Raw genomic sequence first — 24,548 nt, 5'->3', positions numbered from 1 at the left:
GCCTTCGCCAGGACGACACCGAGGGCTACCGCCGATACCCGTTCGCCCGCGAATAGCCCTGCCGGTTCTGCTGCATCGGGCGGCTGGCCACGCTGGCGCGGGACTCGCTGGAGACGGGTGTTGCGAGCTTCAGCTCCTCCAGGAAGATCGGCCGCGAGAAATAATAGCCCTGCGCGTAGCGGATCTTGCTAGCGGCCTGGAGGTAGGCGAGCTCCTCGTAGGATTCGAGGCCCTCGGCGATCACGGTCATGCCGAGCGCTTCGCTCAAGGATTCGATCGCGCGCAGGATGCCCTGGCTGCGAGGCCGCTTATGGATGTCGGTGATGAAGGAGCGGTCGATCTTGATCTCGTCGGCGGTGATGTCGGCGAGCGCCGAGAGCGAGGAATAGCCGGTGCCGAAATCGTCGATCGAGATGCCGACGCCGAGCTTGCGGAACATCGGCAGGATTTCCGACTGGAAATGACTTTTGGCGACGAAGGCCTCTTCCGTCAGCTCGATCATGAAGCGCTGGGGAAAGCCGGTGTCGTCCAGCGCCTGCGCGAAGCTGCGCATGAACTCGGGATTGCCGGCCTGCCTGGCGGCGACGTTGATGCTGATGGAGGCTTCCGCGCCGAACGTCTCGTTGATCAGGTCGATCGACTTGACGATCTCGGCGAGCACGAGATGGGTCAGCTCGTCGATCAGTCCGAGCTCGCCGGCAAGGTTGATGAACGAGCCCGGCGCCTGGATCACGCCTTCGTCGTCGCGCAGCCGCACCAGGGCCTCGATGCCCTTCACCGCCTGCGTGCGGATATCGACCTTGGACTGGAACGCGCAGCAGAAGCGCTTCTCGAGGATGGCGAGCCGCAGCGACTGCTCGATCTTGGTCCGCGCCAGCGCCTCGCGCTCCATGCTGGCGTCGAAGAAGGCGGCCGATCCCTTGCCGTCGTTCTTGATGCGGTACATCGCGATGTCGGCGTTCTGACGCAGCGTCTCGAAGCTGCTTCCGTGGTCGGGATAGAGGCTGATGCCGACCGAGGTCGAGGCGAAGACCTCCGAATGGTCGATGAAGAACGGCGCGGTCAGCCGCTCCAGCGTCGCCTGCATGAATTCGGCGACTTCCTCCTGGCTCTGGATCGGCGACAGCAGCAGCAGGAATTCGTCGCCGGAGATGCGCGACAGCATGTCGGAATCGCGCAGGTCGCGCCCGAGCCGCTTCGCCAGCTCGGCCAGCAGCGCGTCGCCGACGGCGTGGCCGTAATAGTCGTTGATGTGCTTGAAATTGTCGACGTCGAGAAAGGCGAGCGCGAAGCGCTCGCCGCCGTGATCGCGCGCGAGCAGGTTGTTGGCGCGGTGTTCGATCACGCGCCGCGAGGGCAATCCGGTCAGCTCGTCGAAATAGGCCGAGCGGAACAGCTGGTCCTCGAAATTCTTCTGCTCGGTGATGTCGGAGGAGGCGGAGATCAGGAGCTCGCGTCCGGCGAGGCGAACCGGACGATGGGTCGTGAGCAGCACCTGGCGCGCGGCGCCGTCGTGCAGGGCTTCCTCGGTGACGACCGCCTGGCCGGCGCTCAGCGCCTTCCGGCAGGCTTCCCGGCGCGGCGCCAGATCAGGCGAGGGACGGCTGCCGTCCATGCCGAGCTGCGCCGCTGCGGCATCGTTAACCAGCAGAAGCTCGCCATCGGCGTCCTGCACGGTCAGGCCGGCCGGCAGCATTCTAACGATTTCCTTGAGAAATCCGAGTTCGGCCTCGCTCGCGCCGGAATATCTGTTGTCGTTCATAGAAGTCATGAATCTTGTTGTTTCAGCGCGCCTTTGCAATGGGCGCGATCTTGCGTGGTTCCCTCTTAAGTTTGGTTAAGGGGTCCGGAGAAATACGGGAGTGTCTTGCGACGATGCGACGCGCGACGCCCATCGTCATTAACAGAGGGTCAATGCGCCCAGCGAAACTGCGAGCGGAGCGCGAGAGGCTGCCTTCGCTTTGCCGAGCGGCTATTCGCTTCGCGGGATGCGGCATTGCATGATGCAATGCAGCCCGGTCTTCAGATACGAGATCTCGGTCCTGCCGTCGAAGGCCGAAAGTGCCGATTTCAGCAGCTTGGTGCCGAAGCCGGGCTCGGACACCTTGTCCACGGTCGGCCCCTCGGTCTCGTCCCAGGTGACGGTCAGGCGATCGTCGGCGACGGTCCACGACACCTGCAGAAGACCGCGCGGCGCGGAGAATGCGCCGTATTTGCCCGCATTGGTGGCGAGCTCGTGAAACATCAATGACAGCGTCACCGCGAGCTTCGGCGGCAGGAACAGCCGGTCGCCGTTGAGGGTGAAGCGGACGTGGCCGTAGGGGCCGAGCTCCGAGATCAGGAGATCGCGGATGTCGCAGCCAGCCCTGTCGATCCGCGAGATCAGATCGTCGGTTGCGGCCAGCGATCGCAGCCGCGGATCGACCCGGGCCCAGACTTGCGGCTGGTCATGCAGCACCTGGTGAATCACGGCGTGCACTGTCGAGAGCTTGTTCTTCAACCGGTGCTGGAGCTCGTCGACCAGCAGCTTGCGATAGTCTTCTTCCTCGATCAGGCGCTTGGAGATCCGGCGCTGCTCCACCAGCATGGTGCGATAGTGCTCGACCCCCCAGATCGTCAGCGCGCTCACGGCCCAGTAGAGCGCCAGCAGGGCAAAACGCGCGTGATCGGCAATCGCATCGCTGAAATTCACGACGACGCCGAGCACGCCGCCGACGATCGCCGTCACGACGCCGATCCGGAGGCCTCCGAACGCGGCGGCAAAGAACACGGCCGGAAAGTACGGGGTGAAGTAGACGTCGGGCCGCACCTGCGCGAGACCCCAGCGCGCCAGCGTCGCAACCAGCAGGCAGGCCACCGCAAAGGCAATGCTTAAGCCGAGCGACGGCGGCGCCGCGCCCTGCCAGCCCTTGCGGAATTCGTCGATCAGCTTCTCCATGCGCCGCCCGGTTGCGATGTGCGTTCGTTGCGATTGTTGCGCATCTCCCCAGCGCAAGCAAAGCTTGCCTTGTTCGGAGCCGGCAGGAATAGTGACTGTCGCGGCGCTGTCCGTCGCGGCGCCGTGGTCGATCGGTATCCGCCATTTGGCGTCAATGGGTTCGAAAACAGGGACATTCCATGGGCAGGCTGGACGGAAAGGTCGCGGTGATCACGGGCGCGACGAGCGGGATCGGATTGCGGACCGCTGAAGTCTTCGTTGCCGAAGGTGCCAAAATTGTGATCGCGGGGCGGCGCATACCGGAAGGCGAGGCGCTGGCGAAGCAGCTCGGGGCAACTTGTGTCTTCCGCCAGACCGATGTGACGGTCGAAGCGCAGATGCAGGCGCTGATCGCGCTCGCGGTGGACAAATTCGGCCGCATAGACTGCCTGTTCAACAATGCCGGCGGGCCGGCGCAGACCGGCGGCATCGAAGGTCTCGAGGTCGAGCGCTTCGACGCGGCGATGGCGACGCTGGTGCGCAGCGTCATGCTCGGCATGAAGCACGCCGCGCCCTACATGAAGAAGCAGGGGTCCGGCAGCATCATCAACAATGGCAGCATCGCTGGCCGGCTCGCCGGCTTCTCCTCGTCGGTGGTTTACGGCGCGGCCAAGGCGGCGGTGATCCATCTCACCAAATGCGTGGCGATGGAGCTCGGCGAATCCAACGTTCGCGTCAACTCGATCTCACCCGGCGCGATCGCGACCGGCATTTTCGGCAAGGCGCTGGGGCTGCCGACCGATGCCGCGGAGAAGACGCCGGCGGTGATGCGCGAGGTCTACAAGACCGCGCAGCCAATTCCGCGCGCCGGCATCCCCGACGACATCGCCCAGGCCGCGGTGTTCCTGGCGAGCGACGAATCCAGCTTCATCAACGGCCACGACCTCGTCATCGACGGCGCCATGACCGGCGGCCGCAACTGGAGCCAGCAGCAGCAGGGCTACGTGGCGCTGCGCAAGGCGTTCGATCAGGGGGCGTAAGGCGGCCCAGCTATTTGCTGTCATTCCGGGGCGCACGAAGTGCGAACCCGGAATCTCGAGATTCCGGGTTCGATGCTTTGCATCGCCCCCGGAATGACGGTGTTTGTCATCACACCGCCTTCACCCGCACCCGCAAGCCGTCCCGCGGCTTCGGGATCGGCCACATCTGCCAGTCCGGCTTGTAGCCCGGCTCCAGCGACACCTCGATGTTCTGGAGGAAGTGCCGCGCGAAGCATTTGGCCTGCATGTAGGCGAAGTGCAGGCCGAGGCACATATGCGCGCCGCCGCCGAACGGCACCCAGGCGAAGCGGTGGCGGTTGCGCTGGGCCTCCTCGGTGAAGCGCAGCGGATCGAAGCGGTCCGGCTCCGGCCAGATGTCCTTCATGTGATGCGTATAGAGCGGATTGACGCCGACCGCGGTGCCGGCGGGAATCCTGAAGCCCTTGAAGGTGAAATCGCGCATCGCGCGGCGCGGCATCGACGGCACCGGCGGCTTGATCCGCAGCGCTTCCTTGAACGCCATTTCGGATAGCGGCATCTTTTCGAGATCGTCGAAGCTGCTGGGCGCGCCCGGGGCAAGACCGAGCGCGAGAACCTCCGCGCGCAGCCTGTCCTGCCAGTCCGGGTTGGCGGCAAGCTCGCCGATGAAGGAGGTCAGCGACGAGGTCAGCGTGTCGTGCGCCGCCATCATCAAAAAGCTCATGTGGTCGATGATGTCCTGCTCGGACAGCAGGGCGCCGTCCTCATGGGTGGCGCGGCAGAGCTGCGAGAACAGATCATCGCCGCCGTGATTGCCGCGGCGGAGCGGAATCTGCTGGCGGAAATAGGCGACGATGCGCTTGCGGCCCGCGACACCGCGCGCCATCTGCGTGCCGGGCAGGGGGCGGCGGATCGGAGCGACGGCGGCCGCGACCATGTCGACGAAGGCACGGTTGATCTCGTCGACCTCCGGCCCGATGTCGGCGCCGAGGAAGGACGCGGCGGCGAGATCGAGCGTGAGCTGCTTCATCGCCGGATAAAGCTGCATCTCGCCGGGCCCGGCCTTCCACTGCGCGACGCGCGCGGAGATGCCGCGGTCGAGATCGCCGAGATAGGATTTCATCGGCCCGGACTTGAACGCGACCGACAGCGCCTTGCGGTGCAGCCGGTGCTCGTCGAAATCGAGCAGCATCAATCCGCGCGGAAACAGCAGGCCGAGCACCTTGTTCCAGCCGTGCGTCGACGAGAACAGCTTTTGCTGGTCGAACATCACGAGCTCGTTCGCTTCGGGTCCGAGCAGCACGACATTGGTCTCGCCGAAAACATGGGTGCGGTAGACCGGGCCGTATTTGGCGCCGTTCGCCTCGATATGCCCCTTGGGGTCGGCCAGCACCTGGAAGGTCTTGCCGATGATCGGCCAGCCCTCGTCGCCGGGGATGTGCGTCAGCTCGTTGCGCCTGGGCGCGGTGAAGCCGAGCGCGGGGGCCACATTCTGCATCGACATGACGATTGCTCCGGTTGGCTGACCGGATCAGCATAGCACAATACTGATACGATGACGTGCCAGTCGTCCTGTGTGCAAGTCGCCCGGCACACTGTCGTCGTCCCGGCGAAGGCCGGGACCCATACCCACAGCAGGCAGTTTTGCGAAGACTCGGAGTGGGAGTGTTCGCGCCACCAACAGTCGTGGTTATGGGTCCCGGCCCCCCGTGCGCAATTGCGCACTAGGCCGGGACGGCAAGTGCGGCCTACCGCTTCGCCGCTTCCTTCTGCAAATCCGGGGCGTTGACGGCGGGAATGGCGACGCGGCCGGGACCGGTGACCTTCAGCGCTTCGGCAGCCTTCTCGTTCTCCATGATCTTGGCCATCACGGCCTGCCCCGCGCGCTCGAAGATCGCGCGATTCTCGATCACGAATTTTTGCGACCTGCGGAGACCATCGATATAGCCGTTGATCTCCGGCACCACGTAGCGCGCGACCAGGTCCCAGCTCCGGCGCGTGTTCTCCGGGTTGGCCCAGTCGTGCACGAAGCCGATCACGGCGCCGACGCCCCCGGAGACCTGCATCACGTTCTTGATCATTTTCACGAGATCGTCCGGCGTGCCGATGACGGAGGCGGCGCCTTCGACGAAGGCGGTCTTGTCCACGGCCTCGTCGGGCGAGGCGAACGCGGTGAGGCCCGGCCGCTGCAACGTGCCGACATTATATTCGTTGTGCCAGCGCATCAGCCCGGCGCCGGCCTCTCGGCGGGCCTGCTCGCGGGTCTCGGCGACGTGCCAGGTCAGGAGCACGCGCCAGTCGGCGCGGTTGACCTTGGTGCCGTGCTTCTTCGCGGCATCCTCGGCGAACTGCCATTGCTGCTGCAGCGACATCAGGCCCTGCGTCGTCATCGAGCCCAGCGAGATGATGCCGATGCCGTATTTGCCGGCGAGCGTCATGCCGGAGGGCGAGATCTGCGAGGCCACCACGAACGGCATTTCTTCCTGCAAGGGCAGGAGCTGAAGCGCGGCGTCGTTCATGGTGAACCAGTCGCTCCTGGCGGTGACGCGCTCGCCGTTGAACAGGCGGCGGATCACGCCGATCGCCTCGTCCTGGCGGTCGCGCTGCGTCATCGGGTCGATGCCGAGCGTGTGCGCGTCGGAGGCAAGCGCACCGGGCCCGGAGCCGAAGATGGCGCGGCCGCCGGTCATGTGATCGAGCTGCACCATGCGCTGGGCGACGTTGAAGGGATGGTGATAGGGCAGCGACACCACGCCGGTGCCGAGCTTGATCCGCTTGGTGCGCTCGCCGGCCGCGGCCAGGAACATCTCAGGCGAGGCGATCATCTCCCAGCCGGAGGAATGATGCTCGCCGCACCAGAACTCGTCATAGCCGAGGCTATCCAGCTGCTCGACGAGGTCGAGATCGCGCCGGAACTGGAGCATCGGATGCTCCCCGATCGGGTGATGCGGGGCAAGAAAGGCTCCGAACTTCAGGCGCGCCATGGCGTTCTCTCCGGCTGAATTTTCTGTTTGTTGAGACGGTGAGGCTAGTTGCCTGACGGCACGAACGCAATCGCGCGATGTCCCGCGCGGCGGAATGCAGGCATGCGATGAAGTGAGGCGAGATGCCTCTTCTCCCCCCGCTCTTGTCCGCCAGAGCCTTGGCGAAGGCGGATGCGGGGAGAGGGTCGGGGTGAGGGGGAGTCTCCGCGGGGACGGAGGTCATTGGGTTTTTCGAGATGGCCCCACGCCGTCATTGCGAGCGCAGCGAAGCAATCCAGAGTCGTTCCGCGGAGGGATTCTGGATTGCTTCGCTACGCTCGCAATGACGTGTCGAGAGGGGTCGTTCCAGTGGACAATCGACTCGCGGAGGCTCCCCCTCACCCGGAATTCAAACTGCGTTTGAATTCCGACCTCTCCCCGCAGGCGGGGAGAGGTGAAGGACAATCACCGCGTCATCCTGTTCCACGCATCGAGGCCGGCGATCTTGTATGCCTCCGCCAGCGTCGGGTAGTTGAATGTGTTCTGGATGAAATAATCGATGCCGCCTTTGAGGTTGAGCACGGCCTGGCCGATATGAATCAGCTCGGTGGCGCCTTCGCCGAGGATGTGCACGCCGAGCAGGCGACGCGTCTTGGTGGAGAAGATCATCTTCATCATGCCGCTGTTCAGCCCCATAATGTGGCCGCGCGAGGTCTCGCGGAAGCGGGCGATGCCGACCTCGTAAGGAATGCCGCGCGTGCGCACCTCTTCCTCGGTGAGGCCGGCGGTCGAGATCTCCGGCACCGAATAGATGCCGTAGGGAAAGAACTCCGGCGGCGCCAACGGCTCCATGCCGAGCGCGTGGCAGGCCGCGACGCGGCCCTGCTCCATCGAGGTCGAGGCCAGGCTCGGAAAGCCGATGACGTCGCCGGCCGCGTAGATGTGCGGCACGCTGGTCTGCAACGTCACGGGATCGACCGTGATGCGCCCGCGATGGTCAACCGCGATGCCGGCGGCCTCGAGGTTGAGGCGGTCGGTGGCGCCGACGCGCCCCGCTGCGAACAGCAGCATTTCCGTGGTGACGTGCCGCCCGTCCGACAAATGCGTGACGATGTTGCCCTGCGCATTCTTCTCGATCGCGTTGACCTTGGCGCCGAGTCGCAGCGCGACGTTGCGGTCGCGCAGCTCGTGCATGAACTCGTCGATCAATTCCTTGTCGATGAAATCGAGGAAGGTCGGCCGCGGCTCGATCAGGGTCACGGGCACGTCGAGTGCGCTGAAGATGGTGGCATATTCGACGCCGATCACGCCGGCGCCGATCACGGCAAGGCTGCGCGGCAGCTTCGGCAGCTCGATGATCTCGTCGCTGTCGAGCACGGTGGTGCCGTCGAACGGCACGTAGTCGGGCCGGAACGGGCGCGTGCCGCAGGCGATCAGGATGAAGGCGGCCGACACCACCTTGACCTCGCCGATCGCGCTCGTGATCTCGACCTGATGCGGCGCGACGAAGCGCGCCTCGCCGTTGGCGGTGCGCACCAGGTTGCGGCTGAACTGATGCTCGAGAACCTCGACCTCGTGGTCGAGCGTCTTCTGCAACCGGGTCATCAGGTCGCTGGCCGCGATGTCCTGCTTCACCCGGTAGGAGCGGCCGTAGAAGCCGCGCTCGCGCCAGCCGGACAAATTGAGCACGGTCTCGCGCAGGGTCTTGGAGGGAATGGTGCCGGTGTGGACAGAGACGCCGCCGACCCGCCGGCCCTTCTCCACCACCAGCACGGCCTTGCCGAGCTTGGCGCATTGCACCGCGGCCCGGCGCCCCGACGGGCCCGAGCCGATCACCACCATGTCGTAGTCGTACATCGGAAGACTTCCGAACCCCACGGGACCAGCGGGAACCGATATGCAGCAATCGGGCCAAAGCGGCAAGAAGGCGGCAAGTCCTACCTCGGAGGTAATCGCGCGGATGACGCCGATCTGGGAGCATCGCGCGTAAATAAATTCCCGAAGGGCCGCGCGCCGATGCATCAAACCGTCACAAAGCAGATCGATTCGTCGCGCCGCTGGTGGGTTCTCTCCATCGTCGTCGCTGCCCAGTTCATGTTCGGCGTCGACGCCTTCGTCGTCAACGTCGCCATTCCGACCATCGCCGTCGATCTGCAGGCAACGCCGGCGCAGATCGAATCCGTCATCGCGATCTATCTGATCGCCTATGCCACGCTGGTCGTCACCGGCGGCCGCCTCGGCGACATCCACGGCACCAAGAACGTGTTCCTGGCCGGCGTGCTCGGCTTCACCCTGACCTCGCTGTGGTGCGGGCTGGCGCAATCAGGCGCGGAGCTGATCATCGCGCGACTGGCGCAGGGCGCCACCGCCGCGCTGATGGTGCCGCAGGTGCTGGCGACGCTGCATCTGTTGTTCACCGACGGCCAGCGCAACCGCGCCTTCGCCGTCTACGGCATCGTGCTCGGGCTTGCGGGCGCCGCGGGCTTCCTGCTCGGCGGGCTTCTCGTCACGCTCGATCTCGCCGGCACCGGCTGGCGCTCGGTGTTCTTCGTCAACGTGCCCTGTGGCCTCCTCATCGCGGTTGCCGCCTGGCGCATCATGCCGTCGGTGCCGCGCCGGGCCGGTACCAAGCTCGACATCAAGGGCAGTGTAGTGCTGTTCGCAGGGTTGCTGTGCCTGATCGGGCCGCTGCTGTTCGGCCACGATGTCGGCTGGGCGCCGTGGCTGTGGGCGGTGATGGCGATCGGCGCTGTGATCCTCGCGGCGTTCCTGAAGCTCGAGCACGCGGTCGGGCGCGCCGGCGGCATGCCGCTGATTGATCTCACGCTGCTGGCGGATGCGGCGTTCCTGCGCGGTCTCGGCGCCGCGTTCTTTTTCTTCCTTGCCAATCTCTCGTTCTACCTCGTCATGACGCTGTTCATGCAGCGCGGCCTGAAGATCCCGCCGCTCGAAGCCGGCATGGCCTTCGTTCCGCTCGCGCTCGCCTTCGTCGTGGCCTCGCGTCACAGCGGCGCGCGGGCGCGCCATCGCGGCACCAAGGTGTTGATCGAGGGATGCGCGCTTCAGATCGCCGGTCTCGCCGCGCTTGCGCTTGTCGCAGTCTATGTCGACGCGCCGACGCCGATCGGGCTTGCGCTCACGATGATCATCTTCGGCTACGGTCAGGGCCTGGTGATGGCGCCGCTGTCCAGCGCGGTGCTCTCGACCGTGAAGCCCGTCGCCGCAGGCTCGGCGTCCGGCATGTACGGCACCATTGCGCAGATAGGAAATGCGGCCGGAGTGGCCGCGATCGGCGCATTGTTCTTCGCGATCGAAGCTCTGCAATCACCGCGCGCAGGATTTCTCGTCTCGCTCGCGCTGTTTGTGACATTAATCATGATCTGCGCCGCATTTCTGGCGTGGATGCGCCGCGCATCTGCACGAAGTTGAGGCATTGCGGTGAATGTGTGCGGATTCCCCATGAATTTCCGGTAATTGACAGCACACACACTTTTCATTTCGCACTGCAGCAACTATCTGGTTTGGGTTGACGTTGGAAGTCGCCCACCAGGAGTTGCCGTGTCGTTAACCAGAAATGTCGAGCTCTTAAGACGTCTGCCCAAGATGGACGGTCTGCGCTTTGCCGACTTCGGCCGCAGCGCGGATGCGTCCAGTCCGTTGGAGGAAGTCACGGACTTCGGCGACAATCCCGGCAATCTTCGCATGTTCGCATTCGCGCCGGCGCAGTTGCAGATGCCGCGCGCGCTCGTCGTGGTGCTGCATGGCTGCGGACAGACCGCAGCTGCTTACGATCTCGGCGCGGGCTGGTCGACGCTCGCACGGCACTACGGCTTCGCGCTGTTGATGCCCGAGCAGCAGCGCGTCAACAACGGCAACACCTGCTTCAACTGGTTCAATCCGGAAGATACCGCGCGCGACAGCGGCGAGGCGCGCTCGATCCGCGAGATGATCGCGCATATGGTCAAGACGCACCGCATCGATTCCCGGCGCGTCTTCATCACCGGCCTCTCCGCCGGCGGCGGCATGACGTCGGTGATGCTCGCGACCTATCCGGAAGTCTTCGCGGCCGGCGCGGTGATCGCAGGCCTGCCTTATGGCATCGCCTCGAATTTGCGCGAGGCGTTGGACGGCATGTTCCATTCGCCGGCCCGTCCCGCGCGCGAGCTCGGCGATCTCGTGCGCAACGCTTCCGATTATCGCGGCCCCTGGCCGAAGATGTCGGTGTGGCACGGCAGTGCCGACCGCACCGTCAATCCCGGCAATGCCAACGAGATCGTCAAGCAGTGGCTCGATCTGCATGACCTGCCAGACGTGCCGATGGCCGAGACCAATGTCGACGGCTATCCGCGCCAGGCCTGGTGGAACAAGGACGGCGAGACGCTGGTCGAGTCCTACGCCATCACCGACATGGCGCATGGCACGCCGCTCGGGCTAGCCGACAACGACCAGCGCTATGGCGTCGAGGGCGCGTTCCTGATCGAGGCCGGCATCTCCTCGTCCTATCACATCGCAAAGTTCTTCGGCCTGACCGGCTGGATTCCGGACGCGGCGAAGAAGAAGGCGGAGGCAAAGCCTGCAACGCCGAAGCCGGCGCTGACGCCCGCGCCGCATCTGGCCCGCTCGATCCGCGCTGCTGTTGCCGAACCGGCCGAGCCGAAGCGCGAGGACGCCCGCGGCTTCGACCTCGGCCAGATCATCACGCGCGCGCTGACCGCCGCGGGGTTGATGAAGTAGCTCCGCAGTCGTCCCGGCGAAGGCCGGGACCCATACCGCGAGGTCTATCGATCGCGGATGGTGCCAATCCCGAACGACCAATCCTCGCCAAACTGCGGCCTGGGGTTATGGGTCCCGGCCCCCCGTGCGCAATTGCGCACTAGGCCGGGACGAGCGGAATTCGTGGCGACGCCGTCGCATCACTCCTGCAAAGGCTACGCCGTCTGATCGACCCACTCGATCGGCGCTACCGTCACCTCGCCGCCGGCGACCTGCCGCGTCATCTCCTGATAGGCCCTAAAGAAGTCGCGCGATTGCAGCGCTTTTTGCGCGGCATCGTCGGTGGCGCTGGCGAGGTGGAAATAGCTGCCGTCGTCGCGGTTCTTGAGGACACGATAGCCGATCCGTCCCTTGAGCTCCGGATCGCCGTCGATCGCCTTGATGAAACGGCTGATCTCCTGGTGCCAGGCCTCCGTGGTGCCGTTCCTGAATTCGTATCGGATCATGAAGTGCTTCATGTGACGCTCCCTGTTCGTCATGTGCGTCATCATCTGCGCCTTACGTGCGATCCTGCAAGTATGGACAAAATTGATAGTATGGACTTTTTCGCCGTCGCTCCTATCCTTGTCGCATAGCGTTTTCGAACGAAGTGGATGCCGGTTCGCGTGAAGAAAACGCGTCAAAAAAGAATGGTCTGGCCGCGCATGGAGGAGACCACATGGCAAAGGTAATTCCGGCGCGCACCTGCCCGATCGCGGCCTTTCAGAAAATGATCAGCGGCAAGTACAAGCTGCGCATCGTCTGGGACCTCAAGAACGGTCCGCGCCGCTATGGCGAGATCAGGACCGGCCTGTTGCGCGGCAGGGCCGGCAGCGCGGAGATCACCCCGCGCGTGCTCAGCCGCGAATTGAAGGCGCTGACGCAAAGCGGCCTGATCGACCGCAAGGATTTCGGCGAGGTGCCGCCGAAGGTCGAGTATCGCCTCACCCGCAAGGGTAAGAGTTTCGTGCCTGTGGTCGCCGCGATCCGCGACTGGGGCGACCGTAACCTGAGTGAACGCGCGGCCCTCGCAGACGCCGCGGAATAAGCGCTCACATCTCGCCGGTGATGAACGGATTGGTCATCCGCTCCTGGCCGATGCTCGAGCCGGCGCCGTGGCCGCAGATGAAGCCGACGTCATCGCCGAGCGGCAGCAGCTTGGCCAGAATCGAGTCGATCAGTGTCGCGTGACTGCCGCCGGGCAGGTCGGTGCGGCCGACCGAGCCTGCGAACAGCACGTCGCCGACATGGGCAAATCGTAATTCCTTGTTGAAGAACACCACGCTGCCGGGCGAATGGCCGGGGCAGTGCAGAATGTCGAACTGCAAGCCGCCGATCGACACGGTGTCGCCCTCCTCTAACCAGCGGTCCGGCGCGAAATTGCGCACGCCGGTCATGCCGAAGCGCGCGCCGCTCTCCACCACATTGTCGAGCAGGAACTTGTCGGCCGCATGCGGTCCCTCGATCGGCACCTTCAGCGCATCGCGTAACTCCGCGGCGCCGCCGACATGGTCGATATGGCCGTGGGTCAGCCAGATCTTCTCCACGGTGACGCCGGTCTGCTTGATCGCGTCCAAAATCTTCGGCACGTCGCCGCCGGGATCGATCACCACGGCCTTCTTGCCGGGCTCGTCCCAGATGATGGTGCAGTTCTGCTCGAACAGCGTCACGGGGACGATGATCGCGCCGGCCTTGGCTTGCGAGGATCCTTGCGAGGACTCTTGCGAGGATCCTTGGGTGTCATTTTGCTCGGTCATGGCGCCACAATGCCGATTTTTGCCATGCCGCCAAGCAAAAGATTCGTGGCCCAGCCCCGGAACGGCCGCCTCGGCGGTCACACGGCCGTCCCAATTCGCCTGCTGGTTTGAACCGGGGGCGTTGCTTCCGCGTTCTCTCGCGCGAGGCAGTTTTCGGGTGGGTTCTCCGACATGGCACAGGGCGAGGTGAATTGGTGGCGCGACGGCATCTTCTATCAGGTCTATCCGCGCTCGTTTCAGGACAGCGACGGTGACGGCGTCGGCGATCTCGCCGGCATCTTGCGGCGGCTGCCTTATGTGAAGTCGCTCGGCGTCGACGCGATCTGGCTGTCGCCGATCTTCTCTTCGCCGATGGCCGATTTCGGCTACGACATCTCCGACTATACCGGCATCGATCCGCTGTTCGGCACGATGGCGGATTTCGACGCGCTGCTCACTGCCGCGCACGAGAACGGTCTGAAGCTGATCCTCGACCTCGTGCCCAACCACACCTCGGACCAGCATCCCTGGTTTGTCGAGAGCCGGTCCTCGCGCGACAATCCCAGGCGTGACTGGTACGTCTGGCGCGATCCGGCGCCCGATGGCGGCGTGCCGAACAACTGGGTGTCCGAGTTCGGCGGCAGCGCGTGGCAGTTCGACGAGACGACAAGTCAATATTACTACCACGCCTTCCTCGCCCAGCAGCCGGACCTCAACTGGCGCAACCCGGATGTCCGCGCCGCGATCTACGACGTGATGCGGTTCTGGCTTGAGAAGGGCGTCGACGGCTTTCGCGTCGACGTGATCTGGCACCTGATCAAGGACGCCGAGTTCCGCGACAATCCGCCGAACCCGCATTATGTCGAGGGCCGGCCGGCGCACGAAAAGATCATGACGCAATATTCCACCGACCAGCCGGAGGTGCATGACGTCATCGCCGAGATGCGGCGCGTCACCGATGCGTATCGCGCCCGCGTGCTGATCGGCGAGATCTATCTGCCGCTGCACCGGCTGATGGCCTATTACGGCAACGATCTCACCGGCGCGCAGATGCCGTTCAACTTCGCGCTGCTCTCGACCTTCTGGAGCGCGCGCTCGATCGAGAAGATCATCGACGATTACGAGAAGGCGCTGCCGAAAGGCGCCTGGCCGAACTGGGTGCTCGGCAATCACGACCGTCCGCGCGTCGCAAGCCGCGTCGGGCCGGAGCAGGCCCGCGTCGCCGCCATGCTGATGCTGACATTGCGCGGCACGCCGACGCTCTACTACGGCGACGAGATCGGCATGCATCAGCTCGCGATCACGCCCGAGGACGTGCGCGATCCCTTCGAGAAGAACGTGCCCGGCATCGGCGTCGGCCGCGACGGCTGCCGCACGCCGATGCAGTGGGATTCCTCGAACTTCGCCGGCTTCTCGGACGTCCGGCCGTGGCTGCCGCTGCCCGAGGATCATATCCACGAGAACGTCGTCAATCTCGAAGCCGATACGCGCTCGATCCTCAGCCTGTACAAGCGGCTCATCGTGCTGCGAAAGAGCAGCCCGCCCCTGTTGGCGGGCAGCTATCGTCCGATCGCGGCGCAGGGCGATCTCTTGATCTACCGCCGCGAGGCCGAGGGCAGGGCGGTGATCGTGGCGCTCAATCTCGGTCCCGACTCGATCGCCGTCACCACCAGCGCGATCCGCTTCGGCAGCGAGATCCTGCTGTCGACGTTTCTGGATCGTGAGGGCGAGCGGCTGGAAGGGGTGCTGGATTTGCGCGGCAATGAGGGGGTGGTGGTCGTGCCGCCCGCCTAATCGTCGTCCCGGGGCGCGCGAAGCGCGAGCCCGGGACCCATAGCCACAGGGAGCGGTTTTGCGAAGACTCGGAGTTACCAGTTCGCGCCACACTCTTCCCTGTGGTTATGGGTCCCCGCCTTCGCGGGGACGACGGCGGAGGGTGTGGCGACAGTGGTGCGCGCGGCCACGTCATCCCGGATGCTTGTTCCCTCGCACCGTGGTCTCGTCGATATCACTGCGCTTCAAGAGATAGTCCAGCCCGCCGACCCGGTACCAGCGATAGCCATAGGGCTCCAGCACGACGCGGTGCTGGCCGCGCTTGTCGGCGTGGCTGTGGTCTTCCGCGAGCAGATTGATCAGGTGCGCGCCGGCATCATCGGGCAACCCCGTTGAAAACGCGATCTCGCGCGGCTTCTCATCGAGATTGTGCACGAACAGCACGGAATTGTTGCGCCAGTCGTAGCGCATGATGAAGACGGCGGGATCGCGCGTCGCAATGATGGCGAAATCGCCCCAGCCGATCTCCGGCACCTCCTTGCGCATGCGGACGATGCGTTCGGTCCAGTTCAGCATGGAATTGGCATCGCGCCGCTGCTTGGCGACGTTGACGTGCGGAAAGCCGTAAGGGCCCTTGTCGATGACGGGACACGCCGGTCTGTCGTTCTTGGTGAAGCCGCCATACGGCTCGGTCGACCATTGCATCGGCGTGCGCGCGCAATTGCGCTCCGGCAATGAGAGATCGTCGCCCATCCCGATCTCGTCGCCATAGCGGATCACGGGCGTTCCCGGCAGTGTGCACATCAGGCTGTAGGCAAGCTCGAGCCGCCTGCGGTCGCCGCCCAGCATCGGCGCGAGGCGGCGGCGGATGCCGCGGTCGTAGAGCTGCATGTCCTTGTCGGGGCCGAAGCTTTTGAACACGGTGTCGCGCTGCGCCGGGGTCAATCGCCCGAGATCGAGCTCGTCGTGATTGCGCAGGAACAGGCCCCATTGCGCCGAGGCTGGCCGCGGCTTGGTCGCCTTCAGCGCTTTTGCCAGCGGACGCGAGTCGCCGGATGCCAGCGCATAGAACAGATGCTGGTTGACGTGGAAGTTGAACATCATGTGCATGCGGTCGCCGTCGCGGCCGAAATAGTCCATGTCGGTTTCCGGCAGCACATTGGCCTCGGCGAGGATGATGGCGTCGCCCCGGCGCCATTGCAGGAACTCGCGGAACGCGCGCAGCATGTCGTATTGCTCGACCGGCTTCTTCACCTTGGCGCCCTTGGTCGCGATCACGAAGGGCACGGCGTCCATGCGGAAGCCGGAGACGCCGAGCTGGATCCAGAAGCCCATGATCTTCAGGATCTCGGCCTGCACGTGCGGGTTCGAGGTGTTGAGGTCGGGCTGGAAATCGTAGAAGCGATGAAAATACCAGGCGCCGGCGTCCTTGTCGCGCGTCCAGGTCGATTTCTGCACGCCGGGAAACACCATCCCCTTGTTGGCATTGGCCGGCTTCGTGTCGGACCAGACATACCAGTCGCGATAGGGCGAATTCCTGTCGCGCCGCGCTTCCTTGAACCAGTGATGCTGGTCCGAGGTGTGGTTGACGACGAGGTCGATGATGATGCGGATGCCGCGCTGCTTGCAGCCATGGGCGAACTCGACGAAGTCGCCGAGCGTGCCGTAGCGGGAATCGACGCTGTAATAATCGGCGATGTCGTAGCCGTCGTCGCGGCCCGGCGAAGTCTGGAACGGCATCAGCCAGATCGTGGTGATGCCGAGGCCGTGCAGATAGTCGAGCCGCCGCAGCAGGCCCTTGAAATCACCGACGCCGTCGCCGTCGGCATCCATGTAGGTGCCGACCGAGAGGCAGTAGATCACGCCGTTCTTGTACCAGAGATCGTCGATCATGCGCGAGCAGCCTCGATGCTCCGCCGAGGTGCGGCGGCTGCGTGATAAGTGCGAGGGCAGGGGGAGGTTCCCGCGCCACCGTCGTCCCGGCGAAGGCCGAGACCCATACCGCGTGATCTATCAATGGAGCGCGGTATTCGTAGCGCGAAATGGCCCACTATAAGTCTTCGTCAAACTCCTCCCTGTGGGTATGGGTCCGGCCTGCGCCGGGACGACGGCGGAGAGTGAGGCTACAGCTCGCCCCAAGTGGCGCGCCGCGGAATGACGGGTGGAACGGAATCGGCTAAACTCCCTCCATGGACAACAGTGCCCGCAACATCGCCCTCGTGCCGCCGCCGGACCGCCGTCAATCCGAGACCGCGCTCGCGATCGCGCGCGGCACGGCGCGGCTGCTGCGCTCGCTTGGTTTCTCCTGCATCAGCGAATTGCCGCTGCCCTCGGGCCGGCGCGCCGATCTGGTGGCGCTGAACGAGCGCGGCGAGATCTGGATCGTCGAGATCAAGTCGTCGGTGGAGGATCTGCGCGCCGATCAGAAATGGCACGAGTATCGCGCCCATTGCGACCGGCTGTTCTTCGCCTTCACGCAGGACCTGCCGTGCGAGATCTTTCCGCAGGACACCGGCCTGATCATCGCCGACGCCTACGGCGCGCACCTGCATTGCGAGGCGCCCGAGCACAAGATCGCGGCCGCCACGCGCAAGCAGATGACGGTGCGCTTTGCGATGGCGGCGGCGCTGCGGATCAACCGGCTGGTCGATCCGCAGGGGCACGCGGATTTCTGGGAGTGAATGCGTAGGGTGGGTTAGCGTAGCGTAACCCACCACTTCTGCCGCACGAGAAAAGGTGGATTACGCCTTCGGCTAATCCACCCTACGAAACCGTTACCTCGGCGCGCGCTTGGCCAAAATCCGCTGCAACGTGCGGCGGTGCATGTTCAGCCGCCGCGCCGTTTCCGAGACGTTGCGGTTGCACATCTCGTAGATGCGCTGGATGTGTTCCCAGCGGACGCGGTCGGCGGACATCGGGTTGGTCGGCAGCTCGGATTTCTCTGCGCTGGTCGACAGCAGCGCGGCGACGACGTCGTCGGCATCCGCGGGCTTGGAGAGATAATCGATCGCGCCCATCTTCACCGCGGTCACCGCGGTGGCGATGTTGCCATAGCCGGTCAGCACGATCGCGCGTGCATCCGGGCGCTTCTTCTTCAGCGCCGAGACCACGTCGAGGCCGTTGCCGTCGCCGAGGCGCAAGTCGACCACCGCGAAGGCCGGCGCCGCCTTGCCGATCTGCGCAAGACCGTCCGAGACGGTGTCACACGACGTCACCGCGAACCCGCGGGTCTCCATGGCGCGCGACAGCCGCTCCAGAAACGGCTTGTCGTCCTCCACGATGAGAAGCGAGCGGTCGGTCTGTTCGTTCAGTTCGGCGATTGCGTTCAAGGTTTGGTCCTCTCTCCTGCGCGTCCACATATGGCCTCGCAATCGGCCGGCGCCAAGGCCGCCAATGGTCGATCGGGCCCTCTGTGCGACGCAAGGTCGCGCCCTATCCTATTGTTTCTTCAAGCGTCTCGATAGCCTCAAAACGCTGTCGCGGCCACGTGATCTGGACCACCGCTCCGTGTTCCGGGAAGATCCGGTTGGTAAACGAGACCTTGGCGCCGGTGCGTTCGAGCAGGGTGCGCGCGATGAACACGCCCAATCCGAGCCCGCGCCGTTCGCCACCGGCATCATCCTGGGTGCGCCGCCGCGACAGATAGGGCTCGCCGATCCGGTTGAGGATATCGGGCGGAATGCCGGGGCCGTCGTCGGAGATCAGGAGCTCGATCGTGTCCTTGTTCCACCAGGCGTTAACCTCGGCGGTGGTGCGGGCGAAATCGACTGCGTTCTCGACGATGTTGCCGACGCCGTAGAGGATCGCCGGGTTGCGCGAGCCGACCGGCTCGGCGAAGGCGGCCACCGCGATCCTCACCTTGATGTCGACGCCGAAATCGCGATGCGGGGCCACCACCTCCTCGATCAGCTCCGACAGCTTCATGCGGTCGAACGGCGCACCGGTGGAGGAGAGCTGGGTGATCTTGCTGAGGATGTCGCGGCAACGCTGGGTCTGCTCGCGCAGGGTTTTCAGATCGGCGGCAAAGCTCGGGTCCTTCACCGTCTTTTCCAGCTCGCGCGAGATCAGGAAGATGGTCGCAAGCGGCGTGCCGAGCTCGTGCGCGGCGGCGGCGGCGAGGCCGTCGAGCTGGGTCAGATGCTGCTCGCGCGTCAGCACCAGCTCGGTCGCGGCCAGCGCATCCGCGAGCTTGCGCGCCTCCTCGGTCACCTGGAACGAGTAGAGGCTGGTGACCCCGATCGCGAGCACGATCGAGAGCCAGACGCCGACGAGATAGATCGGCGGCAGCACCAGCGGATCGTCGGAATCCCACGGCAGCGGCAGGTGGTAGAAGAACAGCACCGAGGCGCAGGCGACCGCCAGCACGCCAAGTCCGAAGGTGAAGCGGGCCGGCAGCGCGGTCGCCGAGATCAGCACCGGCGCGAGGAACAGGAACGAGAACGGGTTCTGGAGCCCACCGGTGAAGAACAAGAGTCCGGCCAGCTCCACGATGTTCAGCGCGAGCAGTCCGGCCGCCTGCATCGGCTCCAGCCGCTGCAGCGGATTGGAGACGGCCTGGAGTCCCAGATTGAGCGCGGCCGACAGGGCGATGATGCTGACGCAGGGGACGATCTCGACGTTGAACTCCAGCCCCTGCGCCACGATGAAGATCGCGGCGAGCTGGCCGAGCACCGCGAGCCAGCGCAGCCGCAGGATGGTGTCCAGGCGGATATGCCGCTGCGCGGGACGAAAGTCGGAAGCGGCAATTTCGGTCATGTCGGCCAATGTGGCGGTGCCTTCTGGTCACAAACGCGCGGCTGGTGGAACCACCCGGATTACAAGCCTTGCGCTGTCAGCTGCAATAGCAGAAGAACGGCCCAGCATGACCGGGAACGACAAAGCTTCAAGTCCGCCGACTGTCGCGGAGCGCAGCTCCTCTGCGGCAATTGCGGTCGATCACCTCGTCAAGGTCTACAAGCAGACCCGCGCCGTCGACGACATCTCCTTTTCGCTGCCGCGCGGCAGCATCACCGGGCTCTTGGGCGGCAACGGTGCCGGCAAGACCACGACCATCGCGATGATCATGGGCCTGGTGCTGCCGACCTCCGGCCGCGTGCAGGTGCTCGGTCACAGGATGCCCGAGGAGAGCGCTTCCGTGCTGGGCCGGATGAATTTCGAGAGCCCCTATGTCGACATGCCGATGCGGCTCACGGTGCGTCAGAACCTCACCATCTTCGGCAAGCTCTATGCGGTGAAGAATCTCGCGGGCCGCATCGCCAGGCTCGCCGACGATCTCGACCTCACCGAATTCATCGACCGCGCCAACGGCAAGCTCTCCGCCGGCCAGAAGACCCGCGTCGCGCTGGCGAAGGCGCTGATCAACCAGCCCGAGCTGCTCCTCCTGGACGAGCCGACGGCTTCGCTCGACCCTGACACCGCCGATTGGGTGCGAGCCCATCTGGAGCGCTATCGCAAGGAGAACAACGCCACCATTCTCTTGGCCTCGCACAACATGCTCGAGGTCGAGCGTCTCTGCGACCGCGTCATCATCATGAAGCGCGGCCGCATCGAGGACGACGACACGCCCGAGGCCATCATGGCCCGCTACAACCGCACCACGCTGGAGGAGGTGTTTCTGGACGTCGCCCGCGGCCGGGTGAACGGAGCTCAGGAGGCGGCGCGATGAGCAAGCCCATATATTTCGGCCGTAGCCCGGGTGAGCGGAGCGATACCCGGGAACGCCGCCAGCAAAATCCCGGATGTCGCTTCGCTCATCCGGGCTACGCGGTGCGCCGATGAGCGAGATCTCCCTTCACCGCGGCATCTCCATGCAGCGCATCGGCGCGATGATCCTGCGCTATTGGTACCTGTTGATGTCGTCCTGGCCGCGGCTGCTCGAGCTGCTCTACTGGCCGGCGCTCCAGGTCATCACCTGGGGCTTCCTCCAGCTCTACATCGCGCAAAACGCCAATTTCTTCGCGCGCGCCGGCGGCACGCTGATCGGCGCCGTCATCCTCTGGGACATCCTGTTCCGGGGACAGCTCGGCTTCTCCATCTCCTTCCTGGAGGAGATGTGGGCGCGCAACCTCGGCAACCTCATGATGAGCCCCTTGAGGCCGATCGAGTTTCTGCTGTCGCTGATGATCATGAGCCTGATCCGGCTCGCGATCGGCGTGATCCCGATGACGCTGCTCGCGCTGTTCCTGTTCCACTTCAACGTCTACAGCCTCGGCCTGCCGCTGATCGCGTTCTTCTGCAATCTGATCTTCACCAGCTGGTCGGTCGGCATCTTCGTCTCGGGCCTCGTGCTGCGAAACGGTCTCGGCGCCGAGAGCATCGTCTGGACCCTGATGTTCGCGATCATGCCGCTCGCCTGCATCTACTATCCGGTCAGCGTGCTGCCGGCCTGGCTGCAAGTCGTCGCCTGGGTGCTGCCGCCGACCTACGTGTTCGAGGGGATGCGCGCGCTGCTGATCGAGAACACCTTCCGCACCGACCTCATGCTGGAGGCGCTGGTCATCAATGCAGGCCTTCTGGTTGCATCTTTTGGGGCATTCCTTGCCCTTTTGCGCAGCGCCAGGAAGAACGGCTCGCTGCTGTCCGCCGGCGAATAGTTTCACTTTCCCGTGGATTCAGGCTGATTTAACCGTCCCCGCTACGTAGATGTACGGGGACGATGCATTGACGCAATATTACGCATTCGGCAGTATGCTGCGATGCGAAGAGGGATATAGCGATGCCTATTGGTGAGTTTGGCGGCGCGCCGCCCCTGGCTGCAGAAGGCAGTCCGGTTCTGACGACGCCGATGTACTGGATGTACGAGATGGCGCACGCCTCTCTCAATCCGGCACGCGCGGTCACCGACGCGACCAAGCTCCTGTTTCAGAATCCCCTCAATCCCTGGGCGCGCACCGAGGTCGGCAAGTCGGTCGCAGCGGCCTGCGAATTGTTCGAGCGCACCACGCGCCGTTACGGCAAGCCGGAATGGGGCCTCAACGACACCGAGGTCAACGGCATCCGCGTCCCCGTCGAGATCCGTTCGGTCTGGGAAAAGCCGTTCTGCCGGCTGCTCTATTTCGATCGCAAGTTCACCCGTCCGCTGCGCAGCCCGCAGCCCCGCGTGCTGATCGTAGCCCCGATGTCCGGCCACTATGCGACGCTGCTGCGCGGCACGGTCGAGGCCTTCCTGCCCGCGCATGAGGTCTACATCACCGACTGGGCCGATGCCCGCATGGTGCCGCTCAGCGAGGGCCGCTTCGATCTCGACGACTACATCGACTACGTCATCGAGATGCTGCACGTTCTCGGCGGCAACACCCATGTCATGGCGGTGTGCCAGCCCTCGGTGCCCGTCGTCGCCGCCGTCTCGATCATGGAGGCGCAGCGCAATCCGTTCGTGCCGACCTCGATGACGCTGATGGGCGGCCCGATCGACACCCGCCGCAATCCGACCGGCGTGAACGACCTCGCCCAGCAGCGCGGCATCGACTGGTTCCGCAACCACGTCATCACCAAGGTGCCGTTCCCGCATCCGGGCATGATGCGCGACGTCTATCCGGGGTTCTTGCAGCTCAACGGCTTCATCAGCATGAATCTCGACCGGCACATGGATGCCCACAAGCAGCTCTTCGCCCATCTGGTGAAGGGCGACGGCGATCTCGTCGACAAGCATCGTGAGTTCTATGACGAATATCTCGCGGTGATGGACCTCTCCGCCGAGTATTACCTGCAGACGGTCGACACCGTGTTCGTGAAGCACGCGCTGCCGAAGGGCGAGATGACCCATCGTGGAACCCGCGTCGATCCCTCCAAGGTCAAGCGTGTGGCGTTGATGACGGTCGAAGGCGAGAACGACGACATCTCCGGTCTCGGTCAGACCGAAGCAACGCACACATTGTGCAGCTCGATCCCCGATCATCGCCGCGTTCATTACGTCCAGAAGGGCGTCGGACATTACGGCGTGTTCAACGGCTCGCGTTTCAAGTCGGAAATCGTGCCGCGGATTCACGACTTCATGGTCTCCGCAGCGAATCCGAGCTCGTTGCAGGCTCTCGCAGCCGAATAGAGCGTTTTCGAGCGAAGTGGCGACCGGTTCGCGTAAAGAAAACGCGTCAAAACAGGAATCCAGAGCCGTTCCGATTCGATCGGAACGGCTCTGGGCGCGTATTTCGGCTTTCCCGTCGAAAATTCGGGTGCTGCCGGAGGTTCCGGCAGGGCCTGTTGCCGTCCAGATTCGCGGTATTTAGGTAGCCTTATAGGAGTGAGTCCCCCCTCACCCCTTGGGGGTGTCGCATGCATCCAGCGGGGGCGAAAAAAGCGGGTTCCAACCCCAGTCTGTAGGGTCTCCCGGACGCCAGACCCCTGTATATTGGGCAAATGATTTGTTTTTGCGCCGAGCGCTTTCCCTGGCGGCGGTTATGGCAGAATCCGGGCGAACTCCTGCTCCCCGGACTCACAGACATGGCCACTCGCGCACTCCTCTATCGGCGGCCCCACGAGCCAAAGACCCTCGTCATCACCCATGGATCGCAGTTTTTTGCGATTCGGCTGCGTCGGCACAGACGCGCGCGCCGTTACACGCTCAGAATTCATCCGAGCGATCGCGAAGCCATCCTCACCATGCCGCCGCGCGGCACGCTCGCGGAAGCCAAGGACTTCGCACAGCGTCACGGTGCATGGATAGCGGCACGTCTCGGGCGTTTGCCGAAGGCCGCGCCGTTCCAGCCTGGCACAGTGATACCGCTTCGCGGCGTTTCCCATCGCATCGTTCATCGCGCCGGTGCGCGCGGCACGGTGTGGACCGAGGTGCGCGACAGCGGTGAACGCATTCTCTGCGTCGCCGGCGGGGCCGAACATGCCGACCGCCGCGTCCATGACTTCCTCAAGCGCGAGGCGCGCCACGATCTCCAGCGTTCGGCCGAAGCCTATGCCGGCGAGCTCGGCGTCAGGGTCAAGCGGCTGTCGATCCGCGACCAGTCCAGCCGCTGGGGCTCCTGCACCTCGGCGGGCTCGCTGTCGTTCTCCTGGCGCCTGATCCTCGCGCCGCCCTTCGTGCTCGACTATCTCGCCGCCCATGAGGTCGCTCATCTCGTCGAGATGAACCACTCGGCGCGGTTCTGGCGCGTCTGCGGCAAGGTCTGCCCCTCGATGGAGCGCGCCAAGAAGTGGCTCGACACGCACGGCAATGACCTGCACCGGTACGGGGTCGAGGATTAGAGCCGCTGTTGGCACAGCAAGGGGTGTCATCGCCCGCGAAGGCGGGCGATCCAGTACGCCGCGGCCGCCATTATAAATCTCGATGTCTCGGAGTACTGGATTCCCCGCCTTCGCGGGGAATGACAGCGGAGAATGAGGCGCGCACTCCGCTCACGCGCTGATATCCGCGCTCATCCCCGGCTGCGTGCGTGAC

The 24,548-nt window shown here is 64.7% G+C and carries 20 protein-coding genes; 10 read left to right on the top strand and 10 right to left on the bottom strand.

Features of this window, described 5'->3' with window-relative positions; genetic code table 11:
* Positions 1 to 25 precede the first annotated feature (25 nt).
* Positions 26 to 1,762: a putative bifunctional diguanylate cyclase/phosphodiesterase gene (locus XI08_RS45650; RefSeq protein WP_271579459.1), complete on the bottom strand. Its 1,737-nt coding sequence runs from the start codon at positions 1,760 to 1,762 to the stop codon at positions 26 to 28.
* A gap of 210 nt (positions 1,763 to 1,972) precedes the next feature.
* Positions 1,973 to 2,938, bottom strand: a complete 966-nt coding sequence (locus tag XI08_RS45645) for a sensor histidine kinase (protein ID WP_135175076.1) — start codon at positions 2,936 to 2,938, stop codon at positions 1,973 to 1,975.
* A gap of 179 nt (positions 2,939 to 3,117) precedes the next feature.
* Here XI08_RS45645 and XI08_RS45640 point away from each other — a divergent pair, with 179 nt between their 5' ends.
* Positions 3,118 to 3,957: an SDR family NAD(P)-dependent oxidoreductase gene (locus XI08_RS45640; protein WP_027542123.1), complete on the top strand. Its 840-nt coding sequence runs from the start codon at positions 3,118 to 3,120 to the stop codon at positions 3,955 to 3,957.
* Positions 3,958 to 4,066: 109 nt separating this feature from the next.
* Here XI08_RS45640 and XI08_RS45635 read toward each other — a convergent pair whose 3' ends face one another.
* The 3 genes from XI08_RS45635 to sthA all read right to left on the bottom strand — a co-directional run bounded on the left by XI08_RS45635 (position 4,067) and on the right by sthA (position 8,756).
* Positions 4,067 to 5,440, bottom strand: a complete 1,374-nt coding sequence (locus tag XI08_RS45635) for a cytochrome P450 (protein WP_271579458.1) — start codon at positions 5,438 to 5,440, stop codon at positions 4,067 to 4,069.
* Between the two features lie 244 nt (positions 5,441 to 5,684).
* Complete coding sequence (locus tag XI08_RS45630) at positions 5,685 to 6,920, bottom strand: LLM class flavin-dependent oxidoreductase (protein ID WP_271579457.1); 1,236 nt, start codon at positions 6,918 to 6,920, stop codon at positions 5,685 to 5,687.
* A gap of 444 nt (positions 6,921 to 7,364) precedes the next feature.
* Positions 7,365 to 8,756: a Si-specific NAD(P)(+) transhydrogenase gene (sthA, locus tag XI08_RS45625; protein ID WP_271579456.1), complete on the bottom strand. Its 1,392-nt coding sequence runs from the start codon at positions 8,754 to 8,756 to the stop codon at positions 7,365 to 7,367.
* Positions 8,757 to 8,915: 159 nt separating this feature from the next.
* On the opposite strand from sthA, the gene XI08_RS45620 reads away from it, so the two are divergent.
* Both XI08_RS45620 and XI08_RS45615 read left to right on the top strand, forming a co-directional pair.
* Positions 8,916 to 10,328 (top strand): MFS transporter, encoded by a 1,413-nt coding sequence (locus tag XI08_RS45620; protein ID WP_271579455.1) that lies wholly within the window; start codon positions 8,916 to 8,918, stop codon positions 10,326 to 10,328.
* Positions 10,329 to 10,457: 129 nt separating this feature from the next.
* Positions 10,458 to 11,633: an extracellular catalytic domain type 1 short-chain-length polyhydroxyalkanoate depolymerase gene (locus tag XI08_RS45615; RefSeq protein WP_271579454.1), complete on the top strand. Its 1,176-nt coding sequence runs from the start codon at positions 10,458 to 10,460 to the stop codon at positions 11,631 to 11,633.
* A 194-nt stretch (positions 11,634 to 11,827) separates the two neighbouring features.
* Here XI08_RS45615 and XI08_RS45610 read toward each other — a convergent pair whose 3' ends face one another.
* Complete coding sequence (locus XI08_RS45610; protein WP_271579453.1) at positions 11,828 to 12,130, bottom strand: hypothetical protein; 303 nt, start codon at positions 12,128 to 12,130, stop codon at positions 11,828 to 11,830.
* 200 nt (positions 12,131 to 12,330) lie between these two features.
* Between XI08_RS45610 and XI08_RS45605 the strand changes: the two genes are divergently transcribed.
* Positions 12,331 to 12,699, top strand: coding sequence for a winged helix-turn-helix transcriptional regulator (locus XI08_RS45605; protein WP_271579452.1), 369 nt, complete (start codon positions 12,331 to 12,333; stop codon positions 12,697 to 12,699).
* 4 nt (positions 12,700 to 12,703) lie between these two features.
* Here the strand turns inward: XI08_RS45605 and XI08_RS45600 are convergent, their stop codons facing one another.
* Positions 12,704 to 13,408, bottom strand: coding sequence for an MBL fold metallo-hydrolase (locus XI08_RS45600; protein WP_271579451.1), 705 nt, complete (start codon positions 13,406 to 13,408; stop codon positions 12,704 to 12,706).
* 171 nt (positions 13,409 to 13,579) lie between these two features.
* On the opposite strand from XI08_RS45600, the gene XI08_RS45595 reads away from it, so the two are divergent.
* Positions 13,580 to 15,181, top strand: coding sequence for an alpha-amylase family glycosyl hydrolase (locus XI08_RS45595; RefSeq protein WP_271579450.1), 1,602 nt, complete (start codon positions 13,580 to 13,582; stop codon positions 15,179 to 15,181).
* 171 nt (positions 15,182 to 15,352) lie between these two features.
* Here XI08_RS45595 and XI08_RS45590 read toward each other — a convergent pair whose 3' ends face one another.
* The gene (locus XI08_RS45590) at positions 15,353 to 17,053 is read right to left on the bottom strand and encodes an alpha-amylase family protein (protein ID WP_271579449.1); all 1,701 of its coding nucleotides are present in this window, start codon (positions 17,051 to 17,053) and stop codon (positions 15,353 to 15,355) included.
* A 296-nt stretch (positions 17,054 to 17,349) separates the two neighbouring features.
* Here XI08_RS45590 and XI08_RS45585 point away from each other — a divergent pair, with 296 nt between their 5' ends.
* Positions 17,350 to 17,841 carry an MmcB family DNA repair protein gene (locus XI08_RS45585; protein ID WP_027542133.1) on the top strand — a complete coding sequence of 164 codons (492 nt, stop codon included), beginning with the start codon at positions 17,350 to 17,352 and terminating at the stop codon, positions 17,839 to 17,841.
* Positions 17,842 to 17,934: 93 nt separating this feature from the next.
* On the opposite strand, the gene XI08_RS45580 is transcribed toward XI08_RS45585, so the two are convergent.
* Both XI08_RS45580 and XI08_RS45575 read right to left on the bottom strand, forming a co-directional pair.
* Positions 17,935 to 18,489, bottom strand: coding sequence for an ActR/PrrA/RegA family redox response regulator transcription factor (locus XI08_RS45580; protein ID WP_008141807.1), 555 nt, complete (start codon positions 18,487 to 18,489; stop codon positions 17,935 to 17,937).
* Positions 18,490 to 18,592: 103 nt separating this feature from the next.
* Positions 18,593 to 19,915: an ActS/PrrB/RegB family redox-sensitive histidine kinase gene (locus XI08_RS45575; protein ID WP_271579448.1), complete on the bottom strand. Its 1,323-nt coding sequence runs from the start codon at positions 19,913 to 19,915 to the stop codon at positions 18,593 to 18,595.
* Positions 19,916 to 20,021: 106 nt separating this feature from the next.
* Here XI08_RS45575 and XI08_RS45570 point away from each other — a divergent pair, with 106 nt between their 5' ends.
* The 4 genes from XI08_RS45570 to XI08_RS45555 all read left to right on the top strand — a co-directional run bounded on the left by XI08_RS45570 (position 20,022) and on the right by XI08_RS45555 (position 24,355).
* Positions 20,022 to 20,825 (top strand): ABC transporter ATP-binding protein, encoded by an 804-nt coding sequence (locus tag XI08_RS45570; RefSeq protein WP_027542135.1) that lies wholly within the window; start codon positions 20,022 to 20,024, stop codon positions 20,823 to 20,825.
* Positions 20,826 to 20,934: 109 nt separating this feature from the next.
* Complete coding sequence (locus tag XI08_RS45565) at positions 20,935 to 21,753, top strand: ABC transporter permease (RefSeq protein WP_271579447.1); 819 nt, start codon at positions 20,935 to 20,937, stop codon at positions 21,751 to 21,753.
* A 122-nt stretch (positions 21,754 to 21,875) separates the two neighbouring features.
* Positions 21,876 to 23,204, top strand: coding sequence for a polyhydroxyalkanoate depolymerase (locus tag XI08_RS45560; RefSeq protein WP_027542137.1), 1,329 nt, complete (start codon positions 21,876 to 21,878; stop codon positions 23,202 to 23,204).
* A gap of 311 nt (positions 23,205 to 23,515) precedes the next feature.
* Complete coding sequence (locus tag XI08_RS45555) at positions 23,516 to 24,355, top strand: M48 family metallopeptidase (protein WP_271579446.1); 840 nt, start codon at positions 23,516 to 23,518, stop codon at positions 24,353 to 24,355.
* The last annotated feature ends 193 nt before the right edge of the window (positions 24,356 to 24,548 follow it).

The organism is Bradyrhizobium sp. CCBAU 11361 (assembly GCF_028128935.1).
GTDB lineage: Bacteria > Pseudomonadota > Alphaproteobacteria > Rhizobiales > Xanthobacteraceae > Bradyrhizobium > Bradyrhizobium niftali.
Note: the sequence above shows the minus strand (reverse complement) of the source record. Positions and strands in the feature narration are given on the sequence as shown.